26 protein-coding genes are annotated in these 24,007 nt (G+C 67.5%); 6 read left to right on the top strand and 20 right to left on the bottom strand.

Annotated features, from left to right (window positions below):
• The first annotated feature begins 78 nt into the window (after positions 1-78).
• The 3 genes from mce to QM721_RS14760 all read left to right on the top strand — a co-directional run bounded on the left by mce (position 79) and on the right by QM721_RS14760 (position 2,994).
• Positions 79-510 (top strand): methylmalonyl-CoA epimerase, encoded by a 432-nt coding sequence (gene mce, locus QM721_RS14770; protein ID WP_415123325.1) that lies wholly within the window; start codon positions 79-81, stop codon positions 508-510.
• A gap of 69 nt (positions 511-579) precedes the next feature.
• Positions 580-1,752, top strand: a complete 1,173-nt coding sequence (locus QM721_RS14765; RefSeq protein WP_415123323.1) for a DivIVA domain-containing protein — start codon at positions 580-582, stop codon at positions 1,750-1,752.
• A 3-nt stretch (positions 1,753-1,755) separates the two neighbouring features.
• Entirely contained in the window at positions 1,756-2,994 is a 1,239-nt protein-coding gene (locus QM721_RS14760) for an AI-2E family transporter (protein WP_415123321.1), read from the top strand.
• Positions 2,995-3,265: 271 nt separating this feature from the next.
• Here QM721_RS14760 and nucS read toward each other — a convergent pair whose 3' ends face one another.
• Positions 3,266-3,946 carry an endonuclease NucS gene (nucS, locus tag QM721_RS14755; RefSeq protein ID WP_415123319.1) on the bottom strand — a complete coding sequence of 227 codons (681 nt, stop codon included), beginning with the start codon at positions 3,944-3,946 and terminating at the stop codon, positions 3,266-3,268.
• Positions 3,947-4,074: 128 nt separating this feature from the next.
• Between nucS and QM721_RS14750 the strand changes: the two genes are divergently transcribed.
• Both QM721_RS14750 and QM721_RS14745 read left to right on the top strand, forming a co-directional pair.
• On the top strand, positions 4,075-4,347 hold the full coding sequence (locus QM721_RS14750; protein WP_415123317.1) for a hypothetical protein: 273 nt from the start codon (positions 4,075-4,077) through the stop codon (positions 4,345-4,347).
• Positions 4,326-5,141: an alpha/beta fold hydrolase gene (locus tag QM721_RS14745; RefSeq protein ID WP_415123315.1), complete on the top strand. Its 816-nt coding sequence runs from the start codon at positions 4,326-4,328 to the stop codon at positions 5,139-5,141. Before QM721_RS14750 ends, QM721_RS14745 begins: the two co-directional genes overlap by 22 nt.
• Positions 5,142-5,375: 234 nt before the next feature.
• On the opposite strand, the gene QM721_RS14740 is transcribed toward QM721_RS14745, so the two are convergent.
• The gene (locus QM721_RS14740) at positions 5,376-6,032 is read right to left on the bottom strand and encodes a peptidylprolyl isomerase (RefSeq protein ID WP_415123313.1); all 657 of its coding nucleotides are present in this window, start codon (positions 6,030-6,032) and stop codon (positions 5,376-5,378) included.
• Between the two features lie 101 nt (positions 6,033-6,133).
• Here QM721_RS14740 and QM721_RS14735 point away from each other — a divergent pair, with 101 nt between their 5' ends.
• Positions 6,134-6,790 carry a cob(I)yrinic acid a,c-diamide adenosyltransferase gene (locus QM721_RS14735; RefSeq protein ID WP_415123311.1) on the top strand — a complete coding sequence of 219 codons (657 nt, stop codon included), beginning with the start codon at positions 6,134-6,136 and terminating at the stop codon, positions 6,788-6,790.
• 526 nt (positions 6,791-7,316) lie between these two features.
• Here QM721_RS14735 and QM721_RS14730 read toward each other — a convergent pair.
• From QM721_RS14730 to rho, 18 genes are all read right to left on the bottom strand, one after another.
• Positions 7,317-7,778, bottom strand: coding sequence for a DUF2550 domain-containing protein (locus QM721_RS14730; RefSeq protein WP_415123309.1), 462 nt, complete (start codon positions 7,776-7,778; stop codon positions 7,317-7,319).
• Positions 7,779-7,796: 18 nt separating this feature from the next.
• Positions 7,797-8,213: a F0F1 ATP synthase subunit epsilon gene (locus tag QM721_RS14725; RefSeq protein WP_415123307.1), complete on the bottom strand. Its 417-nt coding sequence runs from the start codon at positions 8,211-8,213 to the stop codon at positions 7,797-7,799.
• A gap of 2 nt (positions 8,214-8,215) precedes the next feature.
• Complete coding sequence (atpD, locus tag QM721_RS14720) at positions 8,216-9,673, bottom strand: F0F1 ATP synthase subunit beta (protein ID WP_415123305.1); 1,458 nt, start codon at positions 9,671-9,673, stop codon at positions 8,216-8,218.
• Between the two features lie 24 nt (positions 9,674-9,697).
• The gene (locus QM721_RS14715; protein WP_415123303.1) at positions 9,698-10,606 is read right to left on the bottom strand and encodes a F0F1 ATP synthase subunit gamma; all 909 of its coding nucleotides are present in this window, start codon (positions 10,604-10,606) and stop codon (positions 9,698-9,700) included.
• Positions 10,607-10,609: 3 nt separating this feature from the next.
• The gene (gene atpA / locus QM721_RS14710) at positions 10,610-12,244 is read right to left on the bottom strand and encodes a F0F1 ATP synthase subunit alpha (RefSeq protein WP_415123301.1); all 1,635 of its coding nucleotides are present in this window, start codon (positions 12,242-12,244) and stop codon (positions 10,610-10,612) included.
• A 56-nt stretch (positions 12,245-12,300) separates the two neighbouring features.
• Complete coding sequence (locus QM721_RS14705) at positions 12,301-13,095, bottom strand: F0F1 ATP synthase subunit delta (protein WP_415123299.1); 795 nt, start codon at positions 13,093-13,095, stop codon at positions 12,301-12,303.
• A complete protein-coding gene (locus QM721_RS14700) occupies positions 13,092-13,619 on the bottom strand; it encodes a F0F1 ATP synthase subunit B (RefSeq protein ID WP_415123297.1) in 528 nt (175 codons plus the stop codon). The genes QM721_RS14705 and QM721_RS14700 overlap by 4 nt, the downstream gene beginning before the upstream one ends.
• Positions 13,620-13,629: 10 nt before the next feature.
• The gene (atpE, locus tag QM721_RS14695; protein ID WP_415123295.1) at positions 13,630-13,851 is read right to left on the bottom strand and encodes an ATP synthase F0 subunit C; all 222 of its coding nucleotides are present in this window, start codon (positions 13,849-13,851) and stop codon (positions 13,630-13,632) included.
• 34 nt (positions 13,852-13,885) lie between these two features.
• Positions 13,886-14,689 carry a F0F1 ATP synthase subunit A gene (gene atpB, locus QM721_RS14690; protein ID WP_415123293.1) on the bottom strand — a complete coding sequence of 268 codons (804 nt, stop codon included), beginning with the start codon at positions 14,687-14,689 and terminating at the stop codon, positions 13,886-13,888.
• Positions 14,690-14,714: 25 nt separating this feature from the next.
• Positions 14,715-14,948, bottom strand: a complete 234-nt coding sequence (locus QM721_RS14685) for an AtpZ/AtpI family protein (protein ID WP_415123291.1) — start codon at positions 14,946-14,948, stop codon at positions 14,715-14,717.
• A gap of 50 nt (positions 14,949-14,998) precedes the next feature.
• Complete coding sequence (locus QM721_RS14680; protein WP_415123289.1) at positions 14,999-15,451, bottom strand: hypothetical protein; 453 nt, start codon at positions 15,449-15,451, stop codon at positions 14,999-15,001.
• Positions 15,441-16,538 (bottom strand): glycosyltransferase family 4 protein, encoded by a 1,098-nt coding sequence (locus QM721_RS14675; RefSeq protein WP_415123287.1) that lies wholly within the window; start codon positions 16,536-16,538, stop codon positions 15,441-15,443. The genes QM721_RS14680 and QM721_RS14675 overlap by 11 nt, the downstream gene beginning before the upstream one ends.
• Positions 16,531-17,187 (bottom strand): L-threonylcarbamoyladenylate synthase, encoded by a 657-nt coding sequence (locus tag QM721_RS14670; protein ID WP_415123285.1) that lies wholly within the window; start codon positions 17,185-17,187, stop codon positions 16,531-16,533. Before QM721_RS14670 ends, QM721_RS14675 begins: the two co-directional genes overlap by 8 nt.
• The gene (gene prmC, locus QM721_RS14665) at positions 17,175-18,020 is read right to left on the bottom strand and encodes a peptide chain release factor N(5)-glutamine methyltransferase (RefSeq protein ID WP_415123283.1); all 846 of its coding nucleotides are present in this window, start codon (positions 18,018-18,020) and stop codon (positions 17,175-17,177) included. The genes QM721_RS14670 and prmC overlap by 13 nt, the downstream gene beginning before the upstream one ends.
• On the bottom strand, positions 18,017-19,084 hold the full coding sequence (prfA, locus tag QM721_RS14660; RefSeq protein WP_415123281.1) for a peptide chain release factor 1: 1,068 nt from the start codon (positions 19,082-19,084) through the stop codon (positions 18,017-18,019). Before prfA ends, prmC begins: the two co-directional genes overlap by 4 nt.
• A gap of 85 nt (positions 19,085-19,169) precedes the next feature.
• Complete coding sequence (gene rpmE / locus QM721_RS14655; RefSeq protein WP_415123279.1) at positions 19,170-19,391, bottom strand: 50S ribosomal protein L31; 222 nt, start codon at positions 19,389-19,391, stop codon at positions 19,170-19,172.
• Between the two features lie 261 nt (positions 19,392-19,652).
• Entirely contained in the window at positions 19,653-21,719 is a 2,067-nt protein-coding gene (locus tag QM721_RS14650) for a HelD family protein (RefSeq protein WP_415123277.1), read from the bottom strand.
• Between the two features lie 456 nt (positions 21,720-22,175).
• A complete protein-coding gene (gene rho / locus QM721_RS14645; protein ID WP_415123455.1) occupies positions 22,176-23,930 on the bottom strand; it encodes a transcription termination factor Rho in 1,755 nt (584 codons plus the stop codon).
• Between the last annotated feature and the right edge of the window lie 77 nt (positions 23,931-24,007).

Genomic DNA, 24,007 nt, shown 5'->3' with positions numbered 1-24,007 from the left:
CCGCTGTGCCACGCCGCCGGAGCGCACGGGTTTGCCAAACCCTCAACCCCGGCTCGAAGGATGTGAAAGCCTGGAGCCATGGACGGTCTGTTTGTTTGCATTGATCACGTAGGTCTCGCCGTACCCGATCTTGACGAGGCAATTCGCTTTCACACCGAGGTGATGGGGTGGCGGGTGCTCCATCGCGAAGAGAACGAGGAACAGGGTGTTGCCGAGGCCATGATCGGTACCGGTGACCAGGGCGTCGAAAACGCCCAGATCCAGTTGCTCGCTCCCCTGAACGAGAACTCGACGATCGCCACGTTCATCGGACGCAACGGCCCTGGCATGCAGCAATTGGCGTACCGTGTGCGCGACCTCGACTCCGTCAGCGCCACCCTGCGCGAGCGGGGCGTCCGGCTGCTCTACCCCACGGCCAAGCGGGGCACCGGGGGGTCGCGGATCAACTTTTGCCACCCCAAAGACACCGGCGGCGTGCTACTCGAACTGGTGGAACCACCCAACCTGTGAGTGTCCCGGCTCAACCGGAGGGCCGCAGTGGGTAGCATCATGGCAACACCCCATAGAAAGGACCCTCGGGTGAGCCAACAGCCAGAAGAGACGGTCGGCCTCGACCTCTTCGACGAGACCGCGAGCGCTGCGGGCAGTTTTCCCCACTCGATGCTGGGTTACGAGCGCCAGGCGGTCGACGCCTACATTCGCGACATCGAGCGCCAGTTGAGTTCGGCCAAGCGCAAGGTGCGTTCGCTGCAGAAGCAGTTACTCACCAAGGCGGACGAGACCGACTACTCCCGGCTCGGTGCCTTCACTGGCGACATGATGCGCAACGCCGAGGCACAGGCCGCCGAGATCATCAAGGCCGCTCAACACGAGGCCGAGCGCATCGAAGAGGCCGCCAAGGCGCGGGCCGGTGACCTGACCAGGCAGACCGACGAGGGCCTGGCCCAAGCGCGGATCGCCGGCCTGGACGACCTGCACCGGCTGCGCGACGACCTGGCCGGGCAGACCGGGGCCGAACTCGCCAACGCTCAAGAAGAATCGCGGGTGCTGCGCGAGGCGGCCGAGAACCACCGCGCCATGGTGCTGGCCGATGCCGAACGCAGCGCCGCCGCGATGCGTGACCAGGCCATCATCGAGGCCGATCGGGTGCGTCAGGCGGCACAGCACGAGGCTGCCGACGTGCGCGCAAAGCTCGCCCAAGAACATGCCGACGCCCTCGACGCATTGCAGCAGCGGCAGGATCAGGTCACTGCACTGCTGCATGAACTGGCCGAGAAGGCGCGGCTGCAGTCGGAGGAGTTCGGGGTCAAGATGGCCGAGTCTTCTGCCCTGATGGCCGAGCGCCGGCAGAAGGCACTCGCCGAGGCTGACCAGATCGTGGTGGCCGCCAACGAGCAGGCCCGGGCCACCGTGGCCGAGGCTCGGGCACGCGCGGCCAGACTGGTCGCCGACGCGCAGGCTGAGGCAGCCGCGAAGAACGAGCAGTTGCGCCGCGAGAACGAGCGGCTGAACCAGCGCAAGGCCGCCATCGTCGGACAGTTGAGCAGTCTGTCGGCGCTGGCCACCACCAGCGTGGCCGAGTTCCCGGGCGACGACGAGCACCCCTCGTCCGCCGACCAGGTCGAGGCCGTCACCGACCAGCTCAACGATTCGGACGAACAGCTCAGCGAGTCCGACGCCGAACCCGACCAGGCCGACGACGACGCCACCCGGGTGCAGCCTGCGGCCTCGGGCGGTTCCAAGCGCCGCTAGCCGATGGCCTCCGCCCAGCCGAACGACATCGGTGACGCACCGGAGGACGGTCGCGCCGACCCGGTCATTCCGCAGGCGGCGGCCACCGCTGGTGCGACCCCGACACAGGGCCGTCCGCGCGGTTGGCTACACCGTCTCCGCCGGGCCACCCAGCCGACTCCGGCCGACCTCGACGCCGACGTGGTCACCGCTGGCCCACGGCATGAGGTCACGCTGGGTCGCCGCAGCCCGTTCGCGATCGGCTTCTTCATCACGCTGGGGGCGCTGACGGCGTTCGGCCTAGTCTTTGGGCTGTACCGCATCTCATCGGTGGTGCTGTTGGTGATGCTGGCGTTGTACTTGGCGCTCGGCCTCAACCCGTTGGTGGAGCGGGTGGCGTCGATCGGCGTGCGGCGTGGCGTCGCCGTTCTGCTGGTCGCGCTGGGCGCCCTTGGGGTGCTGGCGCTGGCAATCTGGGCAGTGCTTCCGGTGGCGTATGAGCAGATCAACCGGCTGCTGCTCAACGCGCCGTCCCTGTTGCAGGAGTTGCGAGCCAATCCGCAGATCGCCGACCTCGATGCCCGCTACGACGTGATCAGCCGGGTGAGTACCTTTCTAACCTCGGGCGAGTTGCTGACCGGCCTGTTCGGGGGCCTGTGGGGGGCGGGCCAGGCGGTGGCCGGCGTGGTCTTCAGCACCATGATGACGATCACTCTGATGCTCTACATCCTGGCCTCGTTGCCCACCTTCACCGACGCTGTTCTCGAATTGGCCCCCGCTTCGCGGCGGGCCCGGGTGCGCTACCTGGCCAACGAGATGTTCAGCCGCATCGGAGGCTACGTCACCGGACTGTTCATCATCATCACGTTGTCTGCCACAGTGGCTTTTCTGTTTCTCAACATCGTCGGACTCGCTCAGTACGCGCTGGCCCTTGCGGTGGTGGTGGCGCTGTGTGCGGTGATTCCGCTGATCGGGTCGACGCTGTCGATGATCATCGTGTCGATCGTCGCGTTCACCTTCTCGCCCACCCAGGGCTTCGTGACCCTGGCGTTCTTTCTCAGCTACCAGCAGATCGACAACTACTTCATTCAGCCCCGGGTTTTTCAGCGTTCGGTCAGCGTGCCGGGGCCGCTGGTGATTCTGGCGGCCGTCTGCGGTGGCCTGCTGTACGGGCTGCTCGGGGCGCTGCTCGCGATTCCGTCCATGGCGGCCCTGATGCTGCTGTACCGCGAGGTGCTGATTCCCGCGCTGAACCGGCGGTAGATCGGCTCCGGATCAACCGGTGGAACCGGTTCCCGTGGCAAGCTGACGAGCGGCGAGGGAGGAGCCGCGAGCGGACGAGCGCAGCGACGTCCGTTCTCCCCTGCATTGGCCATCTTCGCAACGCAGGCCCGTCTGCAGCACTGATCAACCCAACCACCCGCCGGTTGAGCTTGTCGAAACCCTCGCCAGAGCGGCACCTCCGAGGTTTCAACAGGCTCGACCAACAAGAATCAACGCTTCCGATACGACCCGAAAGTGTGCCCAACGAGCCTCAGAACAGCCGATCCTCGGCATCGTCGAGGCCCCGCAGGGCGTCATAGTCGACGCTCACGCAGGCAATTCCCCGGGTACCGGCCAAGGTCTTCGCCTGTGGCTTGATCAACTGCGCCGCGAACACCCCGCGCACCGGAGCCAACAGCGGGTCGGCGTTCATCAACGCCAGATACCGGGTGAGCTGTTCCACCCCGTCAATCTCGCCTCGGCGCTTCACCTCCACCGCCACGTACGCGCCGGACGCGTCGCGAAACAGTAGATCGACCGGGCCGATCGGGGTGAAGTACTCGCGCTGCACCAGCGTCCAGCCGGCACCGAAGGTCTCGGGGTGCTCGGCCAGCAGGGCCTGCAGATGCGCCTCGACGCCGTCCTTGATCAGGCCGGGGTCCACCCCCAACTCATGAGACGAGTCGTGCAGCACCTCGGCGATCGAGATCACCAGGGTGTCGGCGTCCTTGTTCCGCAGCTCCCACACCTCAGCGAAATCGGAGTCGTCGGGGGTGCTGACGCTGAGCGTGCACGGCGGGTTCATCCAGTTCAGCGGCTTGTAGGCGCGGTCGTCGGCGTGAATCGACACTGAGCCGTCCGCCTTGGCCAGAATCAGCCGGGTGGCGAGCGGCAGGTGGGCAGAAAGCCGTCCGGCGTAGTCGACCTGGCAGCGGGCAACGATCAGACGCACCGGCCCACCGTACCCAATCGGGCGCGGCTCACGGGCGCTGGCCCAGCGGGCAGGCACAGCAGGCTCCGCGGCGGTCAGTGCGGACGCCCACCGCCGGTGGTCCGGCCTGGCGCAGTAGGCTCGGTATCGTGCCAAGACGACCCAGCAAACACCTGCGCCCGGCGCGACCGCTGTCGTCGTCGCATGCCTCGGCGGTCGACAAGGCGGACGGCCGCTGGATGACCCAGACGATGCCCGCCCAAGCGGCGCTGAAGGACTACCGCTGCCCCGGCTGCGAGCACCTGATCGCCCAGGGCACCCCGCACGTGGTGGTGTGGCCGAACGTTGCCCCGCTCGGGTCGGCGCGGGCGGTGGACGAGCGACGGCACTGGCACACCTCGTGCTGGAACCGGAGGCGATGATGGCCCTGTTCACCCAGTTGGTCGGCACCGGACGGCCCGACCTGGTGTTTCTGCACGGCCTGTTCGGGCGCGGCAAGAACTGGGCCGGCATTGCGCGTGCCCTGGCCGATCACGACCACACCAGCGTGCTGTTCGACCTACCCAACCACGGCCGCTCAGGTTGGACCGACACCTTCGACTATGGCTGCATGGCTGACGAGGTGGCTGACGAGTTGCGGCTGCGATTGGGCTCGGCCGCCTCGGTGTCGCTGGTCGGGCATTCAATGGGCGGCAAGGTGGCGATGCTGCTGGCCTTGCGCCACCCCGGCCTGGTCAAAAGCCTGGTGGTGGTCGACATCGCCCCCGACTTCTCGTCGAAGGTCGTCACCAATGTGCCGCTGGTCGCAGCCATGCGCGCGCTCGACCTGGAGTCGTTGAGCAGCCGCGGCGAGGCCGAGCGCCTGCTCGCCGCCGCCGTGGACGATTCGGCGGTGCGCCAGTTTCTATTGCAGAACCTCAAGCACACCAAAGAGCCGGGCGGTCGTAACGGATGGCAGTGGGAACTGAATCTCGAGCTGCTGGGCGATCACCTCGACGAGGTCGCCGAGTGGCCTGAGGTTGAGGGCGTAAGCTATGACGGCCCGGTGCTGTGGGTGGCTGGAGCCGACTCGCCCTACATCAGGCCCGAGCATGCACCGCGCATGCGGCAGCTCTTCCCCCGCGTGCGACTGGTCCGGATTCCCGGAGCCGGGCACTGGGTGCACGCCGACGCCCCCGCCGCGTTGACCGCCGAACTGGCGCCCTTCCTGAACTGAGCAGGCACGTGAGGAAGCGCTGAGTTTTCGCTGGTCGAGCCTGTCGAGACCCCAAACAGAATGCTCTCACTAGGGGTTTCGACAAGCTCAACCAACGGTGAACGCATGGACCAGCACTTCCCAAGAACGCAACCATCCGCTGGCTGAGCCCGTCGAAACCCCTCCTTCCACCCTCGATGCAGCGAGGCAGCGCCGGGCGGGCCCCGGGCAAATCACCCCAGCGATCGGCGTCGCTCAGCCGACCGTGACGGATTTGATCGCAAACGGGTTCAGCGGACGTCCGGTGCCATCGCCCCAGCTACCGTCCTGGCCGTCGGCGGCCATCGACTCGATCACCGTCAGCGAGGCAGCGTCCACTCGCCCGAACACGGTGTAGTTCGCGGGCAGTGGCGAGTCACGGTAGACGATGAAGAACTGCGACCCGTTGGTATCGGCGCCGCTGTTGGCCATCGCGACCGTTCCCGCGGTGTATTTTTCAGAGCCGGTCAGCTCGTCGGCGAAGCGGTACCCAGGCCCGCCCTTGCCGCTGCCGGACGGGTCGCCGCACTGCACCATGAACATGCCCGAGTCGGCGAGACGACTGCAGGCTGTGCCATCGAAGAACTTCTGCTTGGCCAGTGACTCAAACGAGTTGAGCGTGCAGGGTGTGGTCGAGCGATCGCCGGTGATGGTGACGGTGCCTCCGGTCATGGCGAGGGTAAAGGTTGCCGTGCCGACGGCGGGCACGTCGCTCGACGGCGGCGGATCGACCGCGCGGGCCGGGCTTCCGGTGCTCGGGTAGCTGCATGTCGTGGTGCCTGCAGCGGGGGTTCGCGGCGCCGGCGCTGAGCCGGATGAGCACGCGGTGAGCCCCAGCAGAGCAACGATCAGCAGGGCGAGCAGGCGAGGCACCCGCCCGAGTCTGCCACACACCCCGCCCTGGGTTGCGTCTATCAGCGCTCCCCCAACGGTTGTGCCAGTGGCGACCGAGCCGGGTTGGTTAGGCTGGCGCCATGGTGCAGTTGAGCAAGATCTACACCCGCACCGGCGACGCCGGCCAGACCCGGCTCTCTGATATGTCGCTGGCGTCCAAGACTGATCTTCGGGTCGAGGCCTACGGGCAGGTGGACGAGGCCAACTCGGTGCTGGGTGTTGCGACCAGCCGGGGTGACCTGCCGGAGGCCCTGCAGAGCGCCCTGCGGCTGATTCAGAACGAGCTCTTCGACCTGGGCGCCGACCTTTCCACACCGCTGGCCGAGAACCCGCCCTGGGAGCCCCTGCGGATCGTCCAACCCTGCATCGATCGGCTGGAAGGCTGGTGCGACGAGCTCTCCGGCCAGGTGGGCCCGCTCAGTTCGTTCATTCTTCCGGGCGGCACGCAAACCGCGGCCCAGTTGCACGTGGCGCGCACGATCGTCCGGCGGGCCGAACGCACCGCCTGGCGAGCGGCTCAGACACACGGACTAGACATCGAGGGCGGTCTGAACCCGCTCGCGATCACCTACCTGAATCGATTGTCCGACCTGCTGTTCCAGGCCGCCCGGGTGGCGAATGCCGCCGAAGGCGACGTGCTGTGGGTACCGGGCACCGACCGGACGCCGGCGGAGCCCAAGGCAGCCAAGCGCCGCCAACGCGCCGCCCGCGTCAATGACCAACAGGCGGACGGCTGACCGCGGTCTCAACAAGGGCGGCCACGGCCGCTGCGACAGCACGCCTACCTGCAAAGAGGGGCCCGACACCAAGGGCCTGACTCGAAGATGGCCCCGCTGTCAGTGGTTTCGACACGCTCAACCAACCCGCTGGATCGAGGCCCAGGAATACGCTGATCCTTCGCTGGTCGAGCGTGTCGAGACCTCAGATGCGCTCTGGCGCGGGGTTTCGACGAGCTCAACCAGCTATGGGCCAAGTGATCACTGCTCTCGCTGGTCGAGCGTGTCGAGACCTCGGTCATCACGCTCTGGCGCGGGGTTTCGACAAGCTCAACCAGCTATGGGCCAAGTGATCGCTGCTCTCGCTGGTCGAGCGTGTCGAGACCTCAGATACGCTCCTGGCGCGGGGTTTCGACAAACTCAACCAGCGCCTCGCCACTGTAGACAAGCGATCGAGGCTCAGCCAGCGGTGCAGGCGCACCCACGCCATGAGCAGAACCGGGAGCCCACTCCGCCATCGACCCCCGCCCCACAACAACGCCCGGCGTTACTCGGGCGAAGTCGGCGACAACCGATAGCGCATCCCCGGCGGGGCCGCCTCGAGCCAGCTCAGCAGGCCGGTCAGCGAATCGGTCTCCATGGCCAGCTCGACGTCGCCCGACGGCCCGTCCAGGCCCAGAATGCGCTGGCTGTCGAGCAGCAGCCCCGCCTCGGCCGGGGTGGGAAGCCGTTGCTCCCCCGCCCGCACCTCGCCGCGATCGAAGCACAGGTCGGGCCACAAAGACAGCGAGAACGACGGAAACCATTCCAGTTCATGGTCCCGATAACGAGCGACTCCGAGCACCCAACGGGAACTCGGAGTCGACGGACGGCGGCGCAAGCTACAGCTGAACGTGGCACCGGCACGCGACAACCAGCGACGGCGCAGCCACAACCATGCGACGGCTAGCATCAGCACGGCGGCCACCGTGATCAGTGCCACTTCAGCAGCCTGAAGCACGGTGCCCACGGTGTCTTCCCTTTTCGCTCAGTTGGCCCGATCGGCCCTCTTGGCGGCGGCCAGTTGCGAGATCGCGCGATCATGATGCTGGCGGGTCTCGTCGCTGTTGTCACCCTGATTGCGCTTCTTGTGGGCCTCCAGCAGTTCGCGCTCGGCCTCCTCAAGCGAAATCTCGTGCGCCAACCGCGCATACTGGCTGAGCAGCGAAACCCGGTTCTCCGACACGGCGATGAAGCCACCGTCGACCGCGATCACCTCACGCTTGCCGTCGGCGGTCAGCACCTCGGCGGCACTGGGCGCCAGCAACGCCAGCACCGGCTCGTGGTTCGGCAGAATGCCGATGTCGCCTTCCAGGGTGCGGGCGATCACCGACAGTGCCTCGCCCTCCCAGACCCTGCGGTCGGCGGCGACCACCTCGACGAACAGCGTGTCGCCCTCGGCCACGATCAGCCCTCCTTCTGCAAGCGTTCCCAGTTCTCCATCACCATGTCCATGCCGCCGACGTTGAAGAACGCCTGTTCGGCGATGTGGTCGACCTCGCCGTCGCAGATCATCTTGAACGACGCGATGGTGTCGGCCAGCGGCACGGTCGAGCCCGGAACATTGGTGAACTTGGTGGCCATGTAGGTGTTCTGGCTCAGGAACTGCTGAATGCGGCGCGCCCGTCCGACCAAGATCTTGTCTTCTTCAGACAACTCGTCGACACCCAGAATGGCGATGATGTCTTGCAGTTCTTTGTTGCGCTGCAGAATCTGCTTCACCCGAGTGGCCGTGTTGTAGTGGTCATCGCCGATAAACTGCGGATCAAGAATGCGGCTTGAGCTGGTCAGCGGGTCGACCGCCGGGTACAGGCCACGGGAGGCAACCTCACGCGACAGCTCGGTGGTTGCGTCCAGATGCGCGAAGGTGGTGGCCGGTGCCGGGTCGGTGTAGTCGTCGGCGGGCACGTAGATCGCCTGCATCGAGGTGATCGAGTGGCCCCGGGTCGAGGTGATCCGCTCCTGCAACTGACCCATCTCGTCGGCCAGGTTCGGCTGGTAGCCCACCGCGGACGGCATCCGTCCGAGCAGCGTGGAGACCTCAGAACCTGCCTGGGTGAACCGGAAGATGTTGTCGATGAACAGCAGCACGTCCTGGTTCTGCACATCGCGGAAGTACTCCGCCATGGTCAGCGCCGACAGCGCCACCCGCAGCCGGGTGCCCGGCGGCTCGTCCATCTGGCCGAAGACCAGGGCGGTGTCTTTCATGACGCCGGCCTCGATCATCTCGTGGATCAGGTCGTTGCCCTCACGGGTGCGCTCGCCCACGCCCGCGAACACCGACGTGCCACCGAAGGTGTGCGCGATGCGGTAAATCATCTCTTGAATGAGCACCGTCTTGCCCACGCCGGCACCGCCGAACAGGCCGATTTTGCCGCCCTTCACGTAGGGCGTGAGCAGGTCGAGCACCTTGATGCCGGTCTCGAGCATCTCGGTCTTGGGCTCGAGCTGATCGAATTTGGGGGCGGCGCGGTGAATCGGCCAGCGCTGGGTGATCTCGACCGATGCGGTGTCTTCGTTGAGGCACTCGCCGGTCACGCCCCAGACCCGGCCCTTGGTCACGTCGCCCACCGGCACCGAGATCGGACGCCCGGTGTCAACGGCCTTGCTGCCGCGGCGCATGCCGTCGGTCGGCTTCAGCGAGATGGCGCGCACCATGTTGTCGCCGATGTGCAGGGCCACCTCGGCATAGATCGTGCGCTTCTCGGCACCGGTGTCGATGTCGACCAGCAGTGCGTTGTAGATGTCGGGCATCTGGTCGGCCGGGAACTCCACGTCGACCACCGGGCCGATCACGCGCGCGACGCGGCCGACGCCACCCAAGGCTTCGGTGTCGGTGTTGTTGGTGTCCAGTGTCACGGTCATTGATCCACTCTCGTCTCTCGAGCCCTAGTCCTGGGCGGCGGCATCGGCCAGCGCGCCCGCGCCACCGACGATTTCACTGATTTCCTGGGTGATCTCGGCCTGCCGGGCCTGGTTGGCCTCGCGGGTCAGCCGCTCGATCAGTTGCTTGGCGTTGTCGGTGGCTGATTTCATGGCCCGCTGCTGGCTGGCCAACTGTGAAGCCGCCGACTGCAACAGGTAGAACCACACCCGGCTGCGCACGTACATCGGCAGCAAGGCGTCCAGCACCGTCTCACCGTCGGGCTCGAACTCGTACAGCGGCAGTAACTCGCCCTCGTTGGGCACGTGCACGCCCTCGACCACCTCAAGGGGCAGCAGCCGCCTGGCCCTGGGATTCTGAACGAGCATCGACTCCATGCGGGTGTAAATACCGTAGATGGCGTCGACACCCCCCTCTTCGTAGGGCGTCATGAAGTCGGCGATCAGGGCGTCCGCGATCTCTTGGGCGTGCGCGAACGTCGGCGAGTCGGAGAATCCCTCCCACTGTTGCCGGATCGGCAGGCCTCGGAAATTCATGTAGGCGATGGCTTTGCGCCCCACGGCATACCGGACCACCTCGACGCCTTCGCGCTCGAGGCGCTCGCGCAGCCGGGCGGCGGTCTTGATCGCGTTGGCCGAATAGGCGCCGTTCATGCCACGGTCGGAGGTGATCACCATCATCGCGACCCGGCGCACCTGCTGGGGCTCCGCGGTCAGCGGGTGTTCGTCGTGGCTGTAGGTGGCCACGGCCGAGACGGCCCGGATGAGTTCAGTGATGAACGGCTCACCCTCCTGAGCGACGCGCTGCGCCTTGATGATGCGGGACGCCGCGATCAACTCCATCGCGCGGGTGATCTTCTGGGTGGCTGCAACCGACTTTCGACGCTGTCGCAGTTCACGCAAGCTGGCTGCCATCGATCAGACCTTCTGCGTCTGAATCGTCTCGACGCCGATGTCCTTGTCTTTCAGCGGCTTGTGACCCATCTCTTGCGCCAGCGGCTTGCCCTGGCTGGTGGTGAACTGCCGTTTGAAGTCGGCGATCGCCTTGGCCACGGCGTTGGCGGTGTCGTCGTCCCAGCCACCGGTCTCGGCGATCGTGGAGAGAATGCTGGTGGAGCGGCGCAGGTGGTCGAGCAGTTCGCTCTCGAACCGCAACACGTCGTTGACCGGAACGTCGTCGAAATGACCGTTGGTGCCGGCCCACACGCTGACCACCTGGTCTTCGACCGGGAACGGGGTGTACTGCGGCTGTCGCAGCAACTCGGTGAGCCGGGCGCCGCGTTCGAGCTGGCGCCGCGAGGTGGCGTCGAGGTCGGAAGCGAACATGGCGAACGCCTGCATGTCACGGTATTGAGCCAGGCCGATCTTCAGCGTGCCGGCCACCTTCTTCATGGCCTTGATCTGGGCGTCGCCACCCACCCGCGAGACCGAGATCCCCACGTCGATGGCCGGACGCTGGTTGGCGTTGAACAGATCGGACTGCAAGAAGATCTGGCCGTCGGTGATCGAGATCACGTTGGTCGGAATGTAGGCCGACACGTCGTTGGCCTTGGTCTCGATGATCGGCAGGCCGGTCATCGAGCCGGCGCCCAGCTCGTCCGACAGCTTGGCGCAGCGCTCCAGCAGCCGGCTGTGCAGGTAGAACACGTCGCCCGGGTAGGCCTCGCGGCCCGGCGGACGGCGCAGCAGCAGCGACATGGCCCGGTAGGCCTCGGCCTGCTTGGTCAGGTCGTCGAAGACGATCAGCACGTGCTTGCCGCCGTACATCCAGTGCTGGCCGATGGCCGAGCCGGTGTAGGGGGCGATGTACTTGAAGCCCGCCGGATCGGAGGCCGGCGCGTGCACGATCGTGGTGTACTCCATGGCCCCGGCCTCTTGCAGCACGCTGCGCAGCGACGCGATGGTGGAGCCCTTCTGGCCGATCGCGACGTAGATGCAGCGCACCTGCTTGCTCGGATCGCCGGTCTCCCAGAAGGCCTTCTGGTTGATGATCGTGTCGATCGCGATGGCGGTCTTGCCGGTCTTGCGGTCGCCGATGATCAACTGGCGCTGGCCGCGGCCGATCGGGGTCATGGCGTCGATGGCTTTGATCCCGGTCTGCAGCGGCTCTTTGACGCTCTGCCGGTCCATGACCCCGGCCGCCTGCAGCTCGAGCGCACGCTGCCCGTCGAGATCGGTGATGGCGCCGAGCCCGTCGATCGGGTTGCCCATGGCGTCGACCACGCGGCCCAGGTAGCCGTCGCCGACCGGCACCGACAGAATCTCGTTGGTGCGCTTAACGGTCTGGCCCTCTTCGATGCCCTCGGAGTCGCCCAGCACGACGACGCCGATCTCACGGACGTCGAGGTTGAGCGCAATGCCGCGGGTGCCGTTCTGGAACTCGAGCAGCTCGTTGGCCATGGCCGAGGGCAGCCCCTCGACCTTGGCGATGCCGTCACCCGACACCACCACCGTGCCGAGCTCTTCGCGGGCCGCAGTGTCGGTGGAGAAGTTCGCCACGAACTTCTGCAGCGCGTCCCGGATCTCGTCGGGACGAATGGTCAGTTCCGCCATGTGTTGGTCCTTGTTCTGTGCTGGTTCGTGCGGTTGCGGATTCGGGTGCAGATGGGTCAGTGAAACTGCCGGCGCGCGCTCTCGAGCCGGCCCGAGACGCTACCTTCGATGAGCTCGTCGCCGACGGTCACCCGGGCGCCACCGATGACCTGCGGGTCGACCACGACCTGCAAGTTGACCGGACGGCCCAACTGGCCGGCGAGCACCGTGGCCAACCGGTCGTGCTGTTCGTCGGTCAGCGGCCGGGCTACCACCACCTGGGCCAGGGCGCGGCCACGTTGAGCGGCGGCGATCGACAGGTAGCTTTCGAGCGTCAGGTCGAAGCTGCGGCTGCGAGCAGCGACCGCCCGCTTGGCCAACTCGACGGTCACGGCGTCGGCACGGCCGTCCAGCAGGTCGGTGATCAACTGGGTGCGCGCACTCAAAGGTGCCGAGCGGTCACTGATCGCGGAGCGCAGCGCGGCGTCGCCGTCGACCAGCCGGCCGAACCGGAACAGCTCGTCCTCCACACTCTCGAGCGTGCCACTGGCCTGGGCGGTCGCGAAGGCGGCCCGGACCGCCTGGCGTTCGAGCGCATCGGCCAGCCGCGCGCCGCCGCCCCAGCGCAGCCCGACGGCTTGGCGCAGCACCTGCTGCGCGGCGGCCGAGACGCGCTGGCCGAACAGTGCGTCGATCAACTGGCCCCGCTCGGCGGGTTCGATGCCCGGATCGGTGAGCACGCGGCGCAGCGCCGGCTGTTGGTCGAGGACGTCGACCACGGCGAACAGCTCTGCGGCCAACTGGGGTACGACCTGCTGGCCGTCCAGCACACCGTCCAGTTCGCTCTGCCTGGCCTCCTCTTGGGTGGTCATACCTTCTCCGTGTTGCTCGCTTCGAGATCGGCGATAAAGCGGTCGACCGTGCGCCGAGCGCGCTCGTCGTCGTCGAGCGACTCTCCGACGATCTTGCCCGCCAAGGTGGTGGCCAGCCCACCGACCTCGGAACGCAACTGCTGCACGGCCTGCACTCGCTCGGCCTCGATCTGCGACGTGGCCTGAGCGATCAGGCGCCTGGACTCGTCCTGAGCCTCGTTACGCATCTCAGCCAGAATCGCCGCACCCTGGGCTTTCGCCTCTTCGCGCAACGCGCTGGCCTCGTCACGGGCCGTGGCCAACTGTTCGTTGTAGCGCCGCAGCGCCTCGGCAGCCTCTTTCTGCGCCTGTTCGGCCTTCTCGATGCCCCCAGCGATCTGCGCGGTGCGCTCGGCGTAGGTCTGCTCGAACCGCGGCACGACGAGCTTTGCGATGCCGAACCAGACGACGATGAACAGGACGATGCCGGCGATGAACTCAGGCAGCGCCGGCATCAGCGGGCCGAAGCTGATTTCGAGAATCATCGGTCGGCGCTCAGAGCACGAAAGCGAGTGCGATGCCGATGATGGCCAGCGCCTCGACCACGGCGAAGCCGAGCCATGCGGTACCCATCAGCGCACCGCGAGCCTCGGGCTGACGCGCCGTGCCGTTGATGACGGCGGCGAAGATCAGGCCGACGCCGACTCCGGGGCCGATGGCACCCAGACCGTAGCCGACCATGTTCAGCGAGCCGGAGATCTCCAGGAGCGTGAGCATCAGTTGTTCCCTTTCGGATTGTTTGGTGAAGCGATCAGTGCTCTTCGGCCAGCGCCGAAGAGATGTACTGGGCGGACAGGACGGTGAAGATGTAGGCCTGCAGGCAGGCCACGAAAATTTCGAGGGCGAAGATAGCCGAGCTCAGCAACCACGAAGCGACCCCCGCCACAGCGAGACCGCCGCCGGCCTGCACCAGCAGGGTGCCCCCGACGATGAACACGATCACCAGCAGGTGACCGGCGAAAAGGTTGGCGAAGAGTCGCAGGGCCAATGTCACGGGGCGCACGACGAAATTCGACAGAAACTCCAGCGGAATCAGCAGCGGCCACATGACCCACGGCACACCCTCGGGCAGCGACATGCGCCGGATGTAGGTGAAGAGCCCCCATTTGCGAATACCGACCGCGTTGTAAGTGATCCACACGATCAGGGCCAGCGCATAGGGAAAGCCTATGTGGCTGAACGTCGGCAGCATGAAGAAGAAGAACTGGCCGAACAGGTTGTTGATCAGGATGAAGCTGAACAATGCCAGCAGAAATGGCACGAACCGCTGGTAGTCGTGGCCCAGAATGTCGCGGGCGATGCCGTTGCGCACCAGGTTGTACAACTGTTCGCCGACGAACTGCTTCTTACCCGGCACCGCCTTGTGCCCACGGGCCAGCCACCACCACACGACGACGGCCAGCAACGCTCCGAGCACGCTTTGAAACAGGTAATTATTGATCCAGTCGACCCCGGCATCGGGGAAGAGCGGACGTGGGTCGAAGCTGTGTACCCCGGGCGGCCAGTGGCTGTCTTCGCCACTACCCTCCATCGGGATGATCAGGCCCGGGCCCATAGCACCTCCGTCGTCTCTTTCGTGGTCATGAGTTGCGCACGAACCGCTGGTGAATCAGGTAAACCCCACCCGCAGCACCGAGCACGATGCCGAGCGGAAGGAGGAAAACGGTTCCCAACCAGCGATCCAGCAGCCAGCCGACACCACCATAGAGGAGCACTCCCGCGATCAGATAGCTGACCGACCGAACGCCCTCGTCAGTGCTGTTCATACCGTTACCCGAACGCACAGTCTCGTGGGTGCCCCGCTGCTGCTCCATGACGTGGGGAGCCTATCAGCAAGCCGTCGGCACGGGCCAGCGCAACTGCCTCAGTGGGACGTGTCGTCGGGCGGGTCGAAAACCGGTATTCGCAGCCGGCTGAACACCCAGATCTCGGCGGCCAACCAGCCCACCACCACACAGATCGTGGTGACCGCGACCGCCAACCGGTCCATTCCGGCGAGCCGTTCGGGGTTGGCTGCGGCGGCGAACAGCACCACGCCGGGAACCCCCACCCGGAGCAGATACGAGACGAACCAGGCGAGCATCATCTGCTGCGGGGCCGCGTCGGCGTACCGCACCTGCACCCACTGGCCCAGCCCCATGAAGGCGAGGGTGGCCAGGGCTGCGACCAGTGCGCTCAACCCGGCGGACGGACCTCGGGTCCAGAGCATCAACGGCACGACGAACAGCGCAACGATGTGGCCGCCCATCGCGCCACCGGCCATCAACTGGCGGGCGCGCCGGGCGTTGGCACTGATCGGACGGACGTCACGCGGCACGGTTCACCGGCTTCCAGGTCAGCCATGCGGCGAGCGCGACACCGGCGGCCAGCGCCGCGATCGCCCATGGGGTGGTGGCCATGCCGATCAGGATGGCCCCGAAGGCAAGAACGGCCGTCCACAGCCACAACAGCGCCACCGCGCGCCGGTGACTGTGGCCCAACTCGAGCATCCGGTGGTGCAAGTGCTGCTTGTCGGCCTGGAACCACAGCCGCCCGGCGATAGTCCGCCGCACGTAGGCCAGGATCAGGTCGCCCAACGGCAGCGCCATCACCGCCAGCGGCAGAATCAGCGGCAGGTAGGCGTTGAAGGCCAGCCCGGTGCCCTCGATAGCGATCTGGGAGGGATCGAGCTGGCCGGTCAGACTGATCAGCGAGGTGGCCATCAAGAAGCCGAGCAGCATTGACCCGGAATCGCCCATGAACATGCGCGCAGGGTGCACGTTGTAGGGCAGGAAGCCCAGGCACATGCCGACGGTGACCACGGTGATCAGACTGGCGGTGGTGGCCCGCACCAGTTCTTGCTCGTAGCTGAGCCAGTAGGCGTACACGAAGAACGAGGTCGCCCCGATGGCCACCACGCCGGCGGCCAGGCCGTCGAGGCCGTCGATCAGGTTGATCGAGTTCACGCACAGAAAGATCAGCGCCATGGTCAGCAGAATCGACATGGCGTCGTCGAGGGTGAGAATGGTGTTGGGCAGCGGAATCCAGTACACCTTGACACCGTTCAGCACAACGATGCCGGCCGCCAGCATCTGCCCGGCGATCTTGGCCAGGGCGTTCAGGTCGAACATGTCGTCGAGCACCCCCACCGCACAGATCACCAGGCCGGCAATGAACACCGCCCGACTGTCGTGGGCCACCAGATCGAACCGGCCCAGCCAGGGCAGTTGGCTCGCCACCAGCAGCGCAGCGGCAAGCCCGCACAGCATGGCGATGCCGCCGAAGTAGGGAATCGGACGGGTGTGCACGTCGCGATCCCGCACCAGCGCCACGGCGTTGTAGCGGAACGCGAGCCGTCGGCACAGCCCGGCCAGCAGGTAGGTGGACCCGGCCGCGATCAGCAGAACCAGCAGGTACTCACGCATCGTCGCCGAACAGTCCTGGAACGATGCTGGCCAGTTCGTCGGCGCTCAGCCTGCCGGCGCGCAGAATGTGCGGCTCGCCAGTCAGGTCGACGATGGTTGACGGCACGGCGTCCGACCCGGGGCCGGCATCAAGGTACACCGACACGCTGTCGCCGAGCTGCTCGATCGCCTCGTGCACCGTGGTAGCCGCTGGACGGCCGCTGACGTTGGCGCTGCTCACCGCCAACGGCCCGGTGTGGCGCAGCAGGGCCCGGGTAAAGTCCTGGTCGGGCACCCGCACCGCGATGGTGTCGCCGCGGTCGCCCAGGTCAAGCTGCAACTCGGGTTGCGCGGTGACCACCACGGTCAGCGGTCCGGGCCAGAACGCCTTGGCCAAGTCGAGGCCACTGCGAGTGAGCCCGGTGGCCAGCGAGCGCAGCATGGACGGTTCGGCGATCAGCACCGGCGGCGGCATGTCGCGGCCACGCTGCTTGGCGTCGAGCAGTCGTTGCACGGCCGCCGCGTCGAAGGCTGCGGCGCCGATGCCGTAGACGGTGTCGGTGGGCAGCACGATGCACTCCCCCGCCGCCACCGCTGCCTCGGCTGCGGCCAGTGCCTCGTCGCCTTGAGTGGCGCAGTCGAACAGCCGCGGATCGCTCACGTAGGCCATCCTGCCACCGCGATGCTGCGCCGGGCCGTCACGAACCGCGGACGGTCGTTCAGGTCGCGATGGCCGTGCACCTGGTCGTAGCCGCCGTGCCGCAAGAACACCGCCGGAGCGCTCGCGTGCTGCAGTTCAGCATGCTCGGCACACACCCAGCCACCGGGGCGCAGCAGGCGGGCCGCAACGGTGGCGACCACACGCAGGGCGTCCAGGCCGTCCGGCCCCGAGAACAGCGCCAGGGCCGGCTCATGGTCGCGCACCTCGGCCGGAATGCCGTCGAACGAATCGAGTGGTACGTAGGGCGGGTTGGCAATCACCAGGTCGACGGTGCCGTCGAGCTCGGCGAACGCGTCGGCCATGTCGCCGTGCACCAGCGCCACGCCGCTGCCGGCCAGGTTCGCGGCGGCATAGCGCACCGCCTCGTCGCTGAGCTCGACGGCATGCTGGCGAGCCCCGGGGTATTCGTCGGCGATGGCCAGCGAGATCGCTCCCGAGCCCGCGCACAGCTCCACCACCACCGGCTCGGCTGAACCCTCGTGCAGCCGATCGAGCGCCCAACCGGTCATCACCTCGGTCTCGGGGCGCGGAATGAACACGCCCGGGCCGACCGCCACTTCGACGTGCCGGAACGCCGCGCGTCCGATCAGGTATTGCACCGGAGTCCCGCCCGCCCGAGCGGTCAGCAGTGTCTCAAAGGCGGTGACTGCCTCGGGCGCCACCGACTCGTGGGTGAGCAGCCGCGAGGGCGGCACGCACAGCACCCCGGCGAGCAGCAGCCGGGCGTCGGCCGACGGCACCCGGCCCGCGGCGGCGCGCAACAGGGCGGTGACCGAGGTCACCCGATGCTCTCAAGTCGTTCGGCCAGGTCTGCGGCCTGCAGCGCCTGGATCACGCCGCCCAGGTCACCGGCCAGCACCTGGTCGAGGTTGTACGCCTTGTAACCGATGCGGTGATCGGCGATCCGGTTCTCGCCGAAGTTGTAGGTGCGAATGCGCTCGGAGCGGTCGACCGTGCGCACCTGTGAGCGGCGTGCGGCGGACGCGTCGGCAGCGGCCTGCTCCTCGGCCGCGGCGACCAGGCGGGCCCGCAGCATGCGCAGGGCGGAGTCCTTGTTCTGCAACTGCGAGCGTTCGTTCTGGCAACTCACCACGATGCCGGTGGGCAGATGGGTGATCCGCACCGCCGAATCGGTGGTGTTGACGCCCTGCCCACCCGGCCCCGAGCTGCGGTACACGTCGATGCGCAGGTCGTCGGGGTCGATGGCGACCTCGGCCTCTTCGATGTCGGGCATCACCAGCACCCCGGCGGCCGAGGTGTGCACCCGGCCCTGGGTCTCGGTGACTGGCACCCGCTGCACGCGGTGCACCCCGCCCTCGAACTTCAGCACGCCATAGGGAAAATTGTCGGGGTCGTTGCCCTTGGCCTTGACCGCCAGGGTGATCGACTTGTAGCCGCCCAGATCGGTCGGCTGGCTGTCGAGCACGTCGACGCTCCAGCCGCGGGTCTCGGCGTAGCGCGCGTACATGCGCAACAGGTCGCCGGCGAACAGGGCCGATTCTTCGCCCCCCTCGCCCGACTTGATCTCAAGCAGGGCATCGGAGCTGTCGTGCGGGTCGCGCGGTGCCAGCAGCGTGGTGAGCCGGGCGGTCACCTCGTCGAGTCGCTGGGCGAGGTCGTCCGCCTCGTCGGCGAATGACGCGTCGTCGGCCGCCAGTTCGCGGGCGGCGTCCAGGTCGCCGGTGAGCTGGTCGTACTCGGCCAGCCCTTTCACGATCGGGGTGAGTTCGGCGTAGCGGCGCCCGATCCGGCGGGCCAGGGCGAGGTCGGCGTGCGTGGCCGGATCGGCAAGCTGCCGCTCGAGCTCGGCGAACTCACCGCGCAGCGACTCGGCTGCCTCGAACATGCTGCCCCCCTTCTCTTCGGTGCCCGCTGTGGTGCGTAACGACGACGAAGCGCCGGGGCCCCTCGGGCCCCGGCGCTCACGCAGGCTACTTCTTCTTGGCCGGCTGCTTGGCGTAGCGGCGCTCGAACCGAGCCACGCGGCCGCCGGTGTCGAGGATCTTCTGCTTGCCGGTGTAGAACGGGTGGCAGGCCGCACAGACCTCGGCGTGAATGACGCCGTTCTTGGCGGTGCTGCGAGTGGCGAACGTGTTGCCGCAGGTGCAGGTGACCTCGGTCACGTTGTAGTCGGGATGGATTCCCTGCTTCATGGTGTGAGCTCCTTGTTCTGTGCCGGGTCGCCTCGCTGGGAAAGATGGGGCTGGATGGGCCCTGGCGTGAACCGGCAACGACCGTCCATTCTGCCCGATCCCCTCGCCCCCAAGCAAACGCCCCCACCACCCCGCACCCCCTCCCCCGCCCCCTCCCACGTTTCCGCGTTTCGGCGTCCTTTCAGTGGTTCAAACCCCGGAAGTGACGCCAAAGCCCGGAGACGTGGTGCTGTCCACCCCAGGGGGGGCGGGGGGCGGGGGTCAGGGGGCTAGCTCGCGTGGGAGTGGGTGTTGGTGGACGATCGTCAGGCCGCTGACCGCCCGGGTCAGGCAGACGTAGAGGCGGCGCAGGCCGGTGACCCGGTCGGGCTCGGCGGCCACGATCGCGGACGGCTCGAACAACACCACCTGATCGAATTCGAGGCCCTTGGCGAGGCTGGCGGGCACGACGTCGAGGCGATGCTCGAAGGCATCGGCGGCGGGTTGTGCGCCGAGCACGCCGAAGCCGAGAGCAGCGTCGCTCAGCACGTCGATAGCGGTACTCAGCTCTGCGTCGGCGACGATCACGCCCACGGTGCCCGGGTGATGCAGCGCCCCGCGCACGGCAGCGGCGAGGGCGTCCGAACCACCGGTGACCACGCTGAAGTCGCCGGGTGAGCGACGCACCGAGTGCGGCGGGGTGAGGGTCGGCGCGATGCTGGGCAGCAGCCGGGCGGCGTACGAGATCACCGACCGCGGCACCCGAAAGCCGGCGACCAGCTCGGTCAGCGCACTGTTGGGCTTACCCAAATGGTGCAGCGACTCGGCCCAGCTCGTGGCGGCGTACGGAGTGGTCGCCTGAGCCAGATCGCCCAGCACGGTGACCGAGCCGGTACTGGCGCGTCGTCCGACGGCCCGCAGGCCCATCGCCGACAGGTCTTGTGCCTCGTCGACGATCACGTGGCCGAGGCTGGGGGTGCGGACGAGCAGATCGGTGGCCTCGTCGATCAGCACCAGGTCAGCCAGGCTCGGCTTCCAGGCAGCCACCGATCGCGGCAGCCGGGCCCGTCCGGTGACACCGTGGCCGAGGCCGAGCACCCGCTGCTCGTCGGCGCTCAGCAGATCCTGCGCATGCCAGGCCAGAAAGGCCGGGTCGGCGAGCAGCCGCACAACCAGCCTGGCGGCGTCCAGCGCCGGCCAATGGGCCTCGACATAGGCCTTCACCGGACGGGAGCGGGCCACCGCGTTCTGCACCCGATCGTCGGGCAACTCCCCCGCCTGCTCCATGCGCAGCAACACCTGGTGAGCGAGCCGCTGGGCGAACATCTCCCGCCCCGCCGCATACCGGACTCCCCGCGCCCGCAACTCGTCGACCACGGCGGCACAGCGGTGCGCCGGTACGCGCCACTGGGCCGACCCGCGCGGCACCACCAGCGTCTCGGTAGGTTGCACGATCGACTGCCAGACTGCCCGGCGCAGCAACTCGGCCATCCGCGGATCGCCCTTGAGCACGGCCGCGGTAGGACTGTCGGAGCCGGCGACGGGGCGTCCGGTGGCTCGCGAGACGAGCGATTCGAGCGTCTCTTGTGCCGCGTCGATCTCACCCAGCGCGGGCAGCACGTCGCCGATGTAACGCAGAAACGACGCGTTGGGCCCGACCACCATCACGCCACTGCGGCTGAGTTGGTCGCGGTAGGCGTACAGCAGGTAGGCCGCGCGATGCAGGCCGACGGCGGTTTTTCCCGTGCCCGGGGCTCCTTGAACGACCACCGACTCGTTCAGCGGCGCGCGCACGATCAGATCCTGCTCCGGCTGGATGGTGGCGACGATGTCGCGCATCGGCCCGGTGCGCGGCCGCTCGATCTCTGCTTCGAGAATCTCCGACTGGCCGAAGGCGACCTCAGGCCCCGTGCCATGGCCGACCAGCCGTTCGTCTTCGAAGGCAGTGATTGCCCCGTGCTGAAAGCCGAACCGACGGCGCAAGGCAACCCCCATCGGTTCGGTGCGGCTGGCCCGGTAGAACGCCAGCGCCACCGGCGCCCGCCAGTCGTACACCATGGGTTCGCTGCCCATCTCGCGGGTGACGTGCAGCCGTCCGATCCAGCAGTCCTCGTTCTCGTCCGCGCCAGCACCGATGCGGTAGTCGATGCGGCCGAAGAACAGCGGCGTGGACGGGTCGTCGCGCAACGCCACCATGCGGCGGTACAGCGCCTGCTTCAGGAACTCCCCGCTCAGCCGGTCGCCGGCCAGAGCCTCCAAAGACGCCGTGTGTTCCCGCATCTCATGCAGCGCCGCCCGCGACTCGACCAGATGTTCTCGAGCTTGGGTCAGGGCATCGGTGGCCGGCACGGCAAGCACCTCCGGGGTTGTCAGCAGCCAGCCAGCTTAACCCCGTGCCCTCCGATCACCAAGGAAGGGCCGACCACCAAGGAAGGGCCGATCAGCGCCCCGCCGCTGGTTGGGCTCGTCGAAACCCCTTCTCCCGGCGGCACGTCCGAGGCCTCGACAATGCCCGGTCCCCGCGATGCACATTCAGCTGACCGGGTTCCAGACCTTGTTCCGGCGCTCGCCGACGCTGACAGACCACGGGAACCAGACCGATGGCATGACCGACAAAGCGACCGTCACCGACCCGGTCAACCAGAACCTGGACGGCTGGGAACTCGGCATCACAGACGCCTTCGTGATCAGGCCAGGCCCCTGGCAAGCGGTGGCCGGCCCCGCTGGTCGAGCCTGTCGAGCCTGCAGACACTCCCCAACAAGGGGGGGTCGGCAAGCCCAACCGGCGGTGACGGCGTTGACCAGCTAGTTCGCCGAGGGCGTGGTCCGGGTCACCTGAATCAGGAACTCGCGGTTCGACTCGGTCTTGCGCATCCGCGACAGCAGCGTCTCTAGGGCAGCCTGCGGATCGAGACTGGCCAGCACCCGCCGCAGCTTCCAGATGATCTGCAGCTCCTCGCGGGTAAACAGCATCTCTTCGCGTCGCGTTCCGGACGCCGCCACATCGATCGCCGGGAAGACCCGCTTGTCGGCCAGGTCGCGGCGCAGCCGCAGCTCCATGTTGCCGGTGCCCTTGAACTCTTCGAAGATCACCTCGTCCATCTTCGAGCCGGTCTCGATCAGCGCGGTGGCCAGAATCGTCAACGAGCCGCCGTCCTCGATATTGCGCGCGGCGCCGAAGAACTTCTTCGGCGGGTACAGCGCCGCCGAGTCGACACCGCCGGAGAGGATCCGTCCCGACGCGGGCGCGGCCAGGTTGTAGGCCCGGCCCAGCCGGGTGATGCCGTCGAGCAGGATCACCACGTCCTTGCCCAGTTCGACCAGGCGCTTGGCCCGCTCGATGGCCAGCTCGGCGATCGTGGTGTGGTCGTCGGCCGGACGATCGAACGTGGAGGCGATCACTTCGCCCTTGACGCTGCGCTGAAAATCGGTGACCTCTTCGGGACGCTCGTCGACCAGCACCACCATCAGGTGCACTTCGGGGTTGTTGGTCGTGATCGCGTTGGCAATGGCCTGCATGATCAGTGTCTTGCCGGCCTTGGGGGGCGAGACGATCAGGCCGCGCTGGCCCTTGCCGACCGGGCTGACCAGGTCGATGATGCGGCCGGTCATGCCCACCGCCGAGGTCTCGAGCTTGAGCCGCTCCTGCGGGTACAACGGGGTCAGCTTGCCGAACTCCGCGCGGTCGCGCGCCTTCTCGGGGGCGTCGGCGTTGATCGTGTCGATGCGCACCAGCGGGTTGAACTTCTCTTTGCGCTCCCCGTCACGCGGCTGCCGGATCGCACCGGTGACGATGTCGCCCTTGCGCAGCCCGAATTTGCGCACCATCGACAGCGACACGTAGGCGTCGTTCGAGCCGGGCAGGTAGCCCGAGGTGCGCACGAAGGCGTAGTTGTCGAGCACGTCGAGAATGCCCGAGATGGTGACCAGCACGTCGTCGTCGCTCACCACCGGTTCGGCCTCGAGCCCAGCCATCGCCCCGCCCTGCCCGCCGCGGTTGTTGCCCCGGCGGTTCTGTCGGTCGCGGTTGCGCCGGCGGCGGGAGCGCCGTCCGGTGCCGAAGTCGTCGTCGTCCCGCGGCTGCTGCTGACGCTCGTTGCCGCCGCCGCCGTTCGCCGCCGGACGGAAGTCGACGGTGGGCTCGGAAGGCTCGGCGCTGACCTCGACGGCCGACCCGGCAGCGGCCTCGCCGTCCCCTCGGTTGCGTCGGCGCCGTCCGCGCTCGCCCTGCAGGGCGTCGAGGCGGGCTGCGACGTCATCGCCGGCCGGGGCGGTTCCGTTCGAACTTGCCTGCGCGGCTGACTCCGCCGAGGTGCTGGGCGTGGCCGGGACGGACTCGGCCGGGGCACTGGCCTGTACCTGCTCGGTTGCCGGGCGCTCCTTCGCGGCCCGCTTGTGCTGTTGCTGCTCCGGCTCTTCGGCACGGCCGGCCCCGGTGCGCACCGCTGCCGCCCCGCCCTGGGCGGAGCGGATGGCGTCGATCAACTGGCTCTTGCGCATGGCGCCGGTGCCTTTGAGGCCGAGCGAGGAGCCGAGCTGCTTGAGCTCGGGAAGCAGCATGCCGCTCAGCCCCTTGCCGTTACCCGAGGCGGTGGCGGCTTCGATCGTGTCGGTCACATGGGTCCTTTCGGAACATC

It is taken from the genome of Micropruina sp. (assembly GCF_047602085.1).
Classification (GTDB): domain Bacteria; phylum Actinomycetota; class Actinomycetes; order Propionibacteriales; family Propionibacteriaceae; genus Micropruina.
Note: the sequence above shows the minus strand (reverse complement) of the source record. Positions and strands in the feature narration are given on the sequence as shown.

Bases quoted from the DNA above. Each gene is read 5' to 3' on its own strand.
- mce (WP_415123325.1), top strand. From the start codon at position 79: ATGGACGGTCTGTTTGTTTGCATTGATCACGTAGGTCTCGCCGTACCC.
- QM721_RS14760 (WP_415123321.1), top strand. From the start codon at position 1,756: ATGGCCTCCGCCCAGCCGAACGACATCGGTGACGCACCGGAGGACGGT.
- QM721_RS14735 (WP_415123311.1), top strand. From the start codon at position 6,134: ATGGTGCAGTTGAGCAAGATCTACACCCGCACCGGCGACGCCGGCCAG.
- atpD (WP_415123305.1), bottom strand. From the start codon at position 9,673: ATGACCGTGACACTGGACACCAACAACACCGACACCGAAGCCTTGGGT.
- QM721_RS14715 (WP_415123303.1), bottom strand. From the start codon at position 10,606: ATGGCAGCCAGCTTGCGTGAACTGCGACAGCGTCGAAAGTCGGTTGCA.
- atpA (WP_415123301.1), bottom strand. From the start codon at position 12,244: ATGGCGGAACTGACCATTCGTCCCGACGAGATCCGGGACGCGCTGCAG.
- QM721_RS14705 (WP_415123299.1), bottom strand. From the start codon at position 13,095: ATGACCACCCAAGAGGAGGCCAGGCAGAGCGAACTGGACGGTGTGCTG.
- QM721_RS14700 (WP_415123297.1), bottom strand. From the start codon at position 13,619: ATGATTCTCGAAATCAGCTTCGGCCCGCTGATGCCGGCGCTGCCTGAG.
- atpE (WP_415123295.1), bottom strand. From the start codon at position 13,851: ATGCTCACGCTCCTGGAGATCTCCGGCTCGCTGAACATGGTCGGCTAC.
- atpB (WP_415123293.1), bottom strand. From the start codon at position 14,689: ATGGGCCCGGGCCTGATCATCCCGATGGAGGGTAGTGGCGAAGACAGC.
- QM721_RS14685 (WP_415123291.1), bottom strand. From the start codon at position 14,948: ATGGAGCAGCAGCGGGGCACCCACGAGACTGTGCGTTCGGGTAACGGT.
- QM721_RS14675 (WP_415123287.1), bottom strand. From the start codon at position 16,538: ATGCGTGAGTACCTGCTGGTTCTGCTGATCGCGGCCGGGTCCACCTAC.
- QM721_RS14670 (WP_415123285.1), bottom strand. From the start codon at position 17,187: ATGGCCTACGTGAGCGATCCGCGGCTGTTCGACTGCGCCACTCAAGGC.
- prfA (WP_415123281.1), bottom strand. From the start codon at position 19,084: ATGTTCGAGGCAGCCGAGTCGCTGCGCGGTGAGTTCGCCGAGCTCGAG.
- rpmE (WP_415123279.1), bottom strand. From the start codon at position 19,391: ATGAAGCAGGGAATCCATCCCGACTACAACGTGACCGAGGTCACCTGC.
- rho (WP_415123455.1), bottom strand. From the start codon at position 23,930: ATGCTGCTTCCCGAGCTCAAGCAGCTCGGCTCCTCGCTCGGCCTCAAA.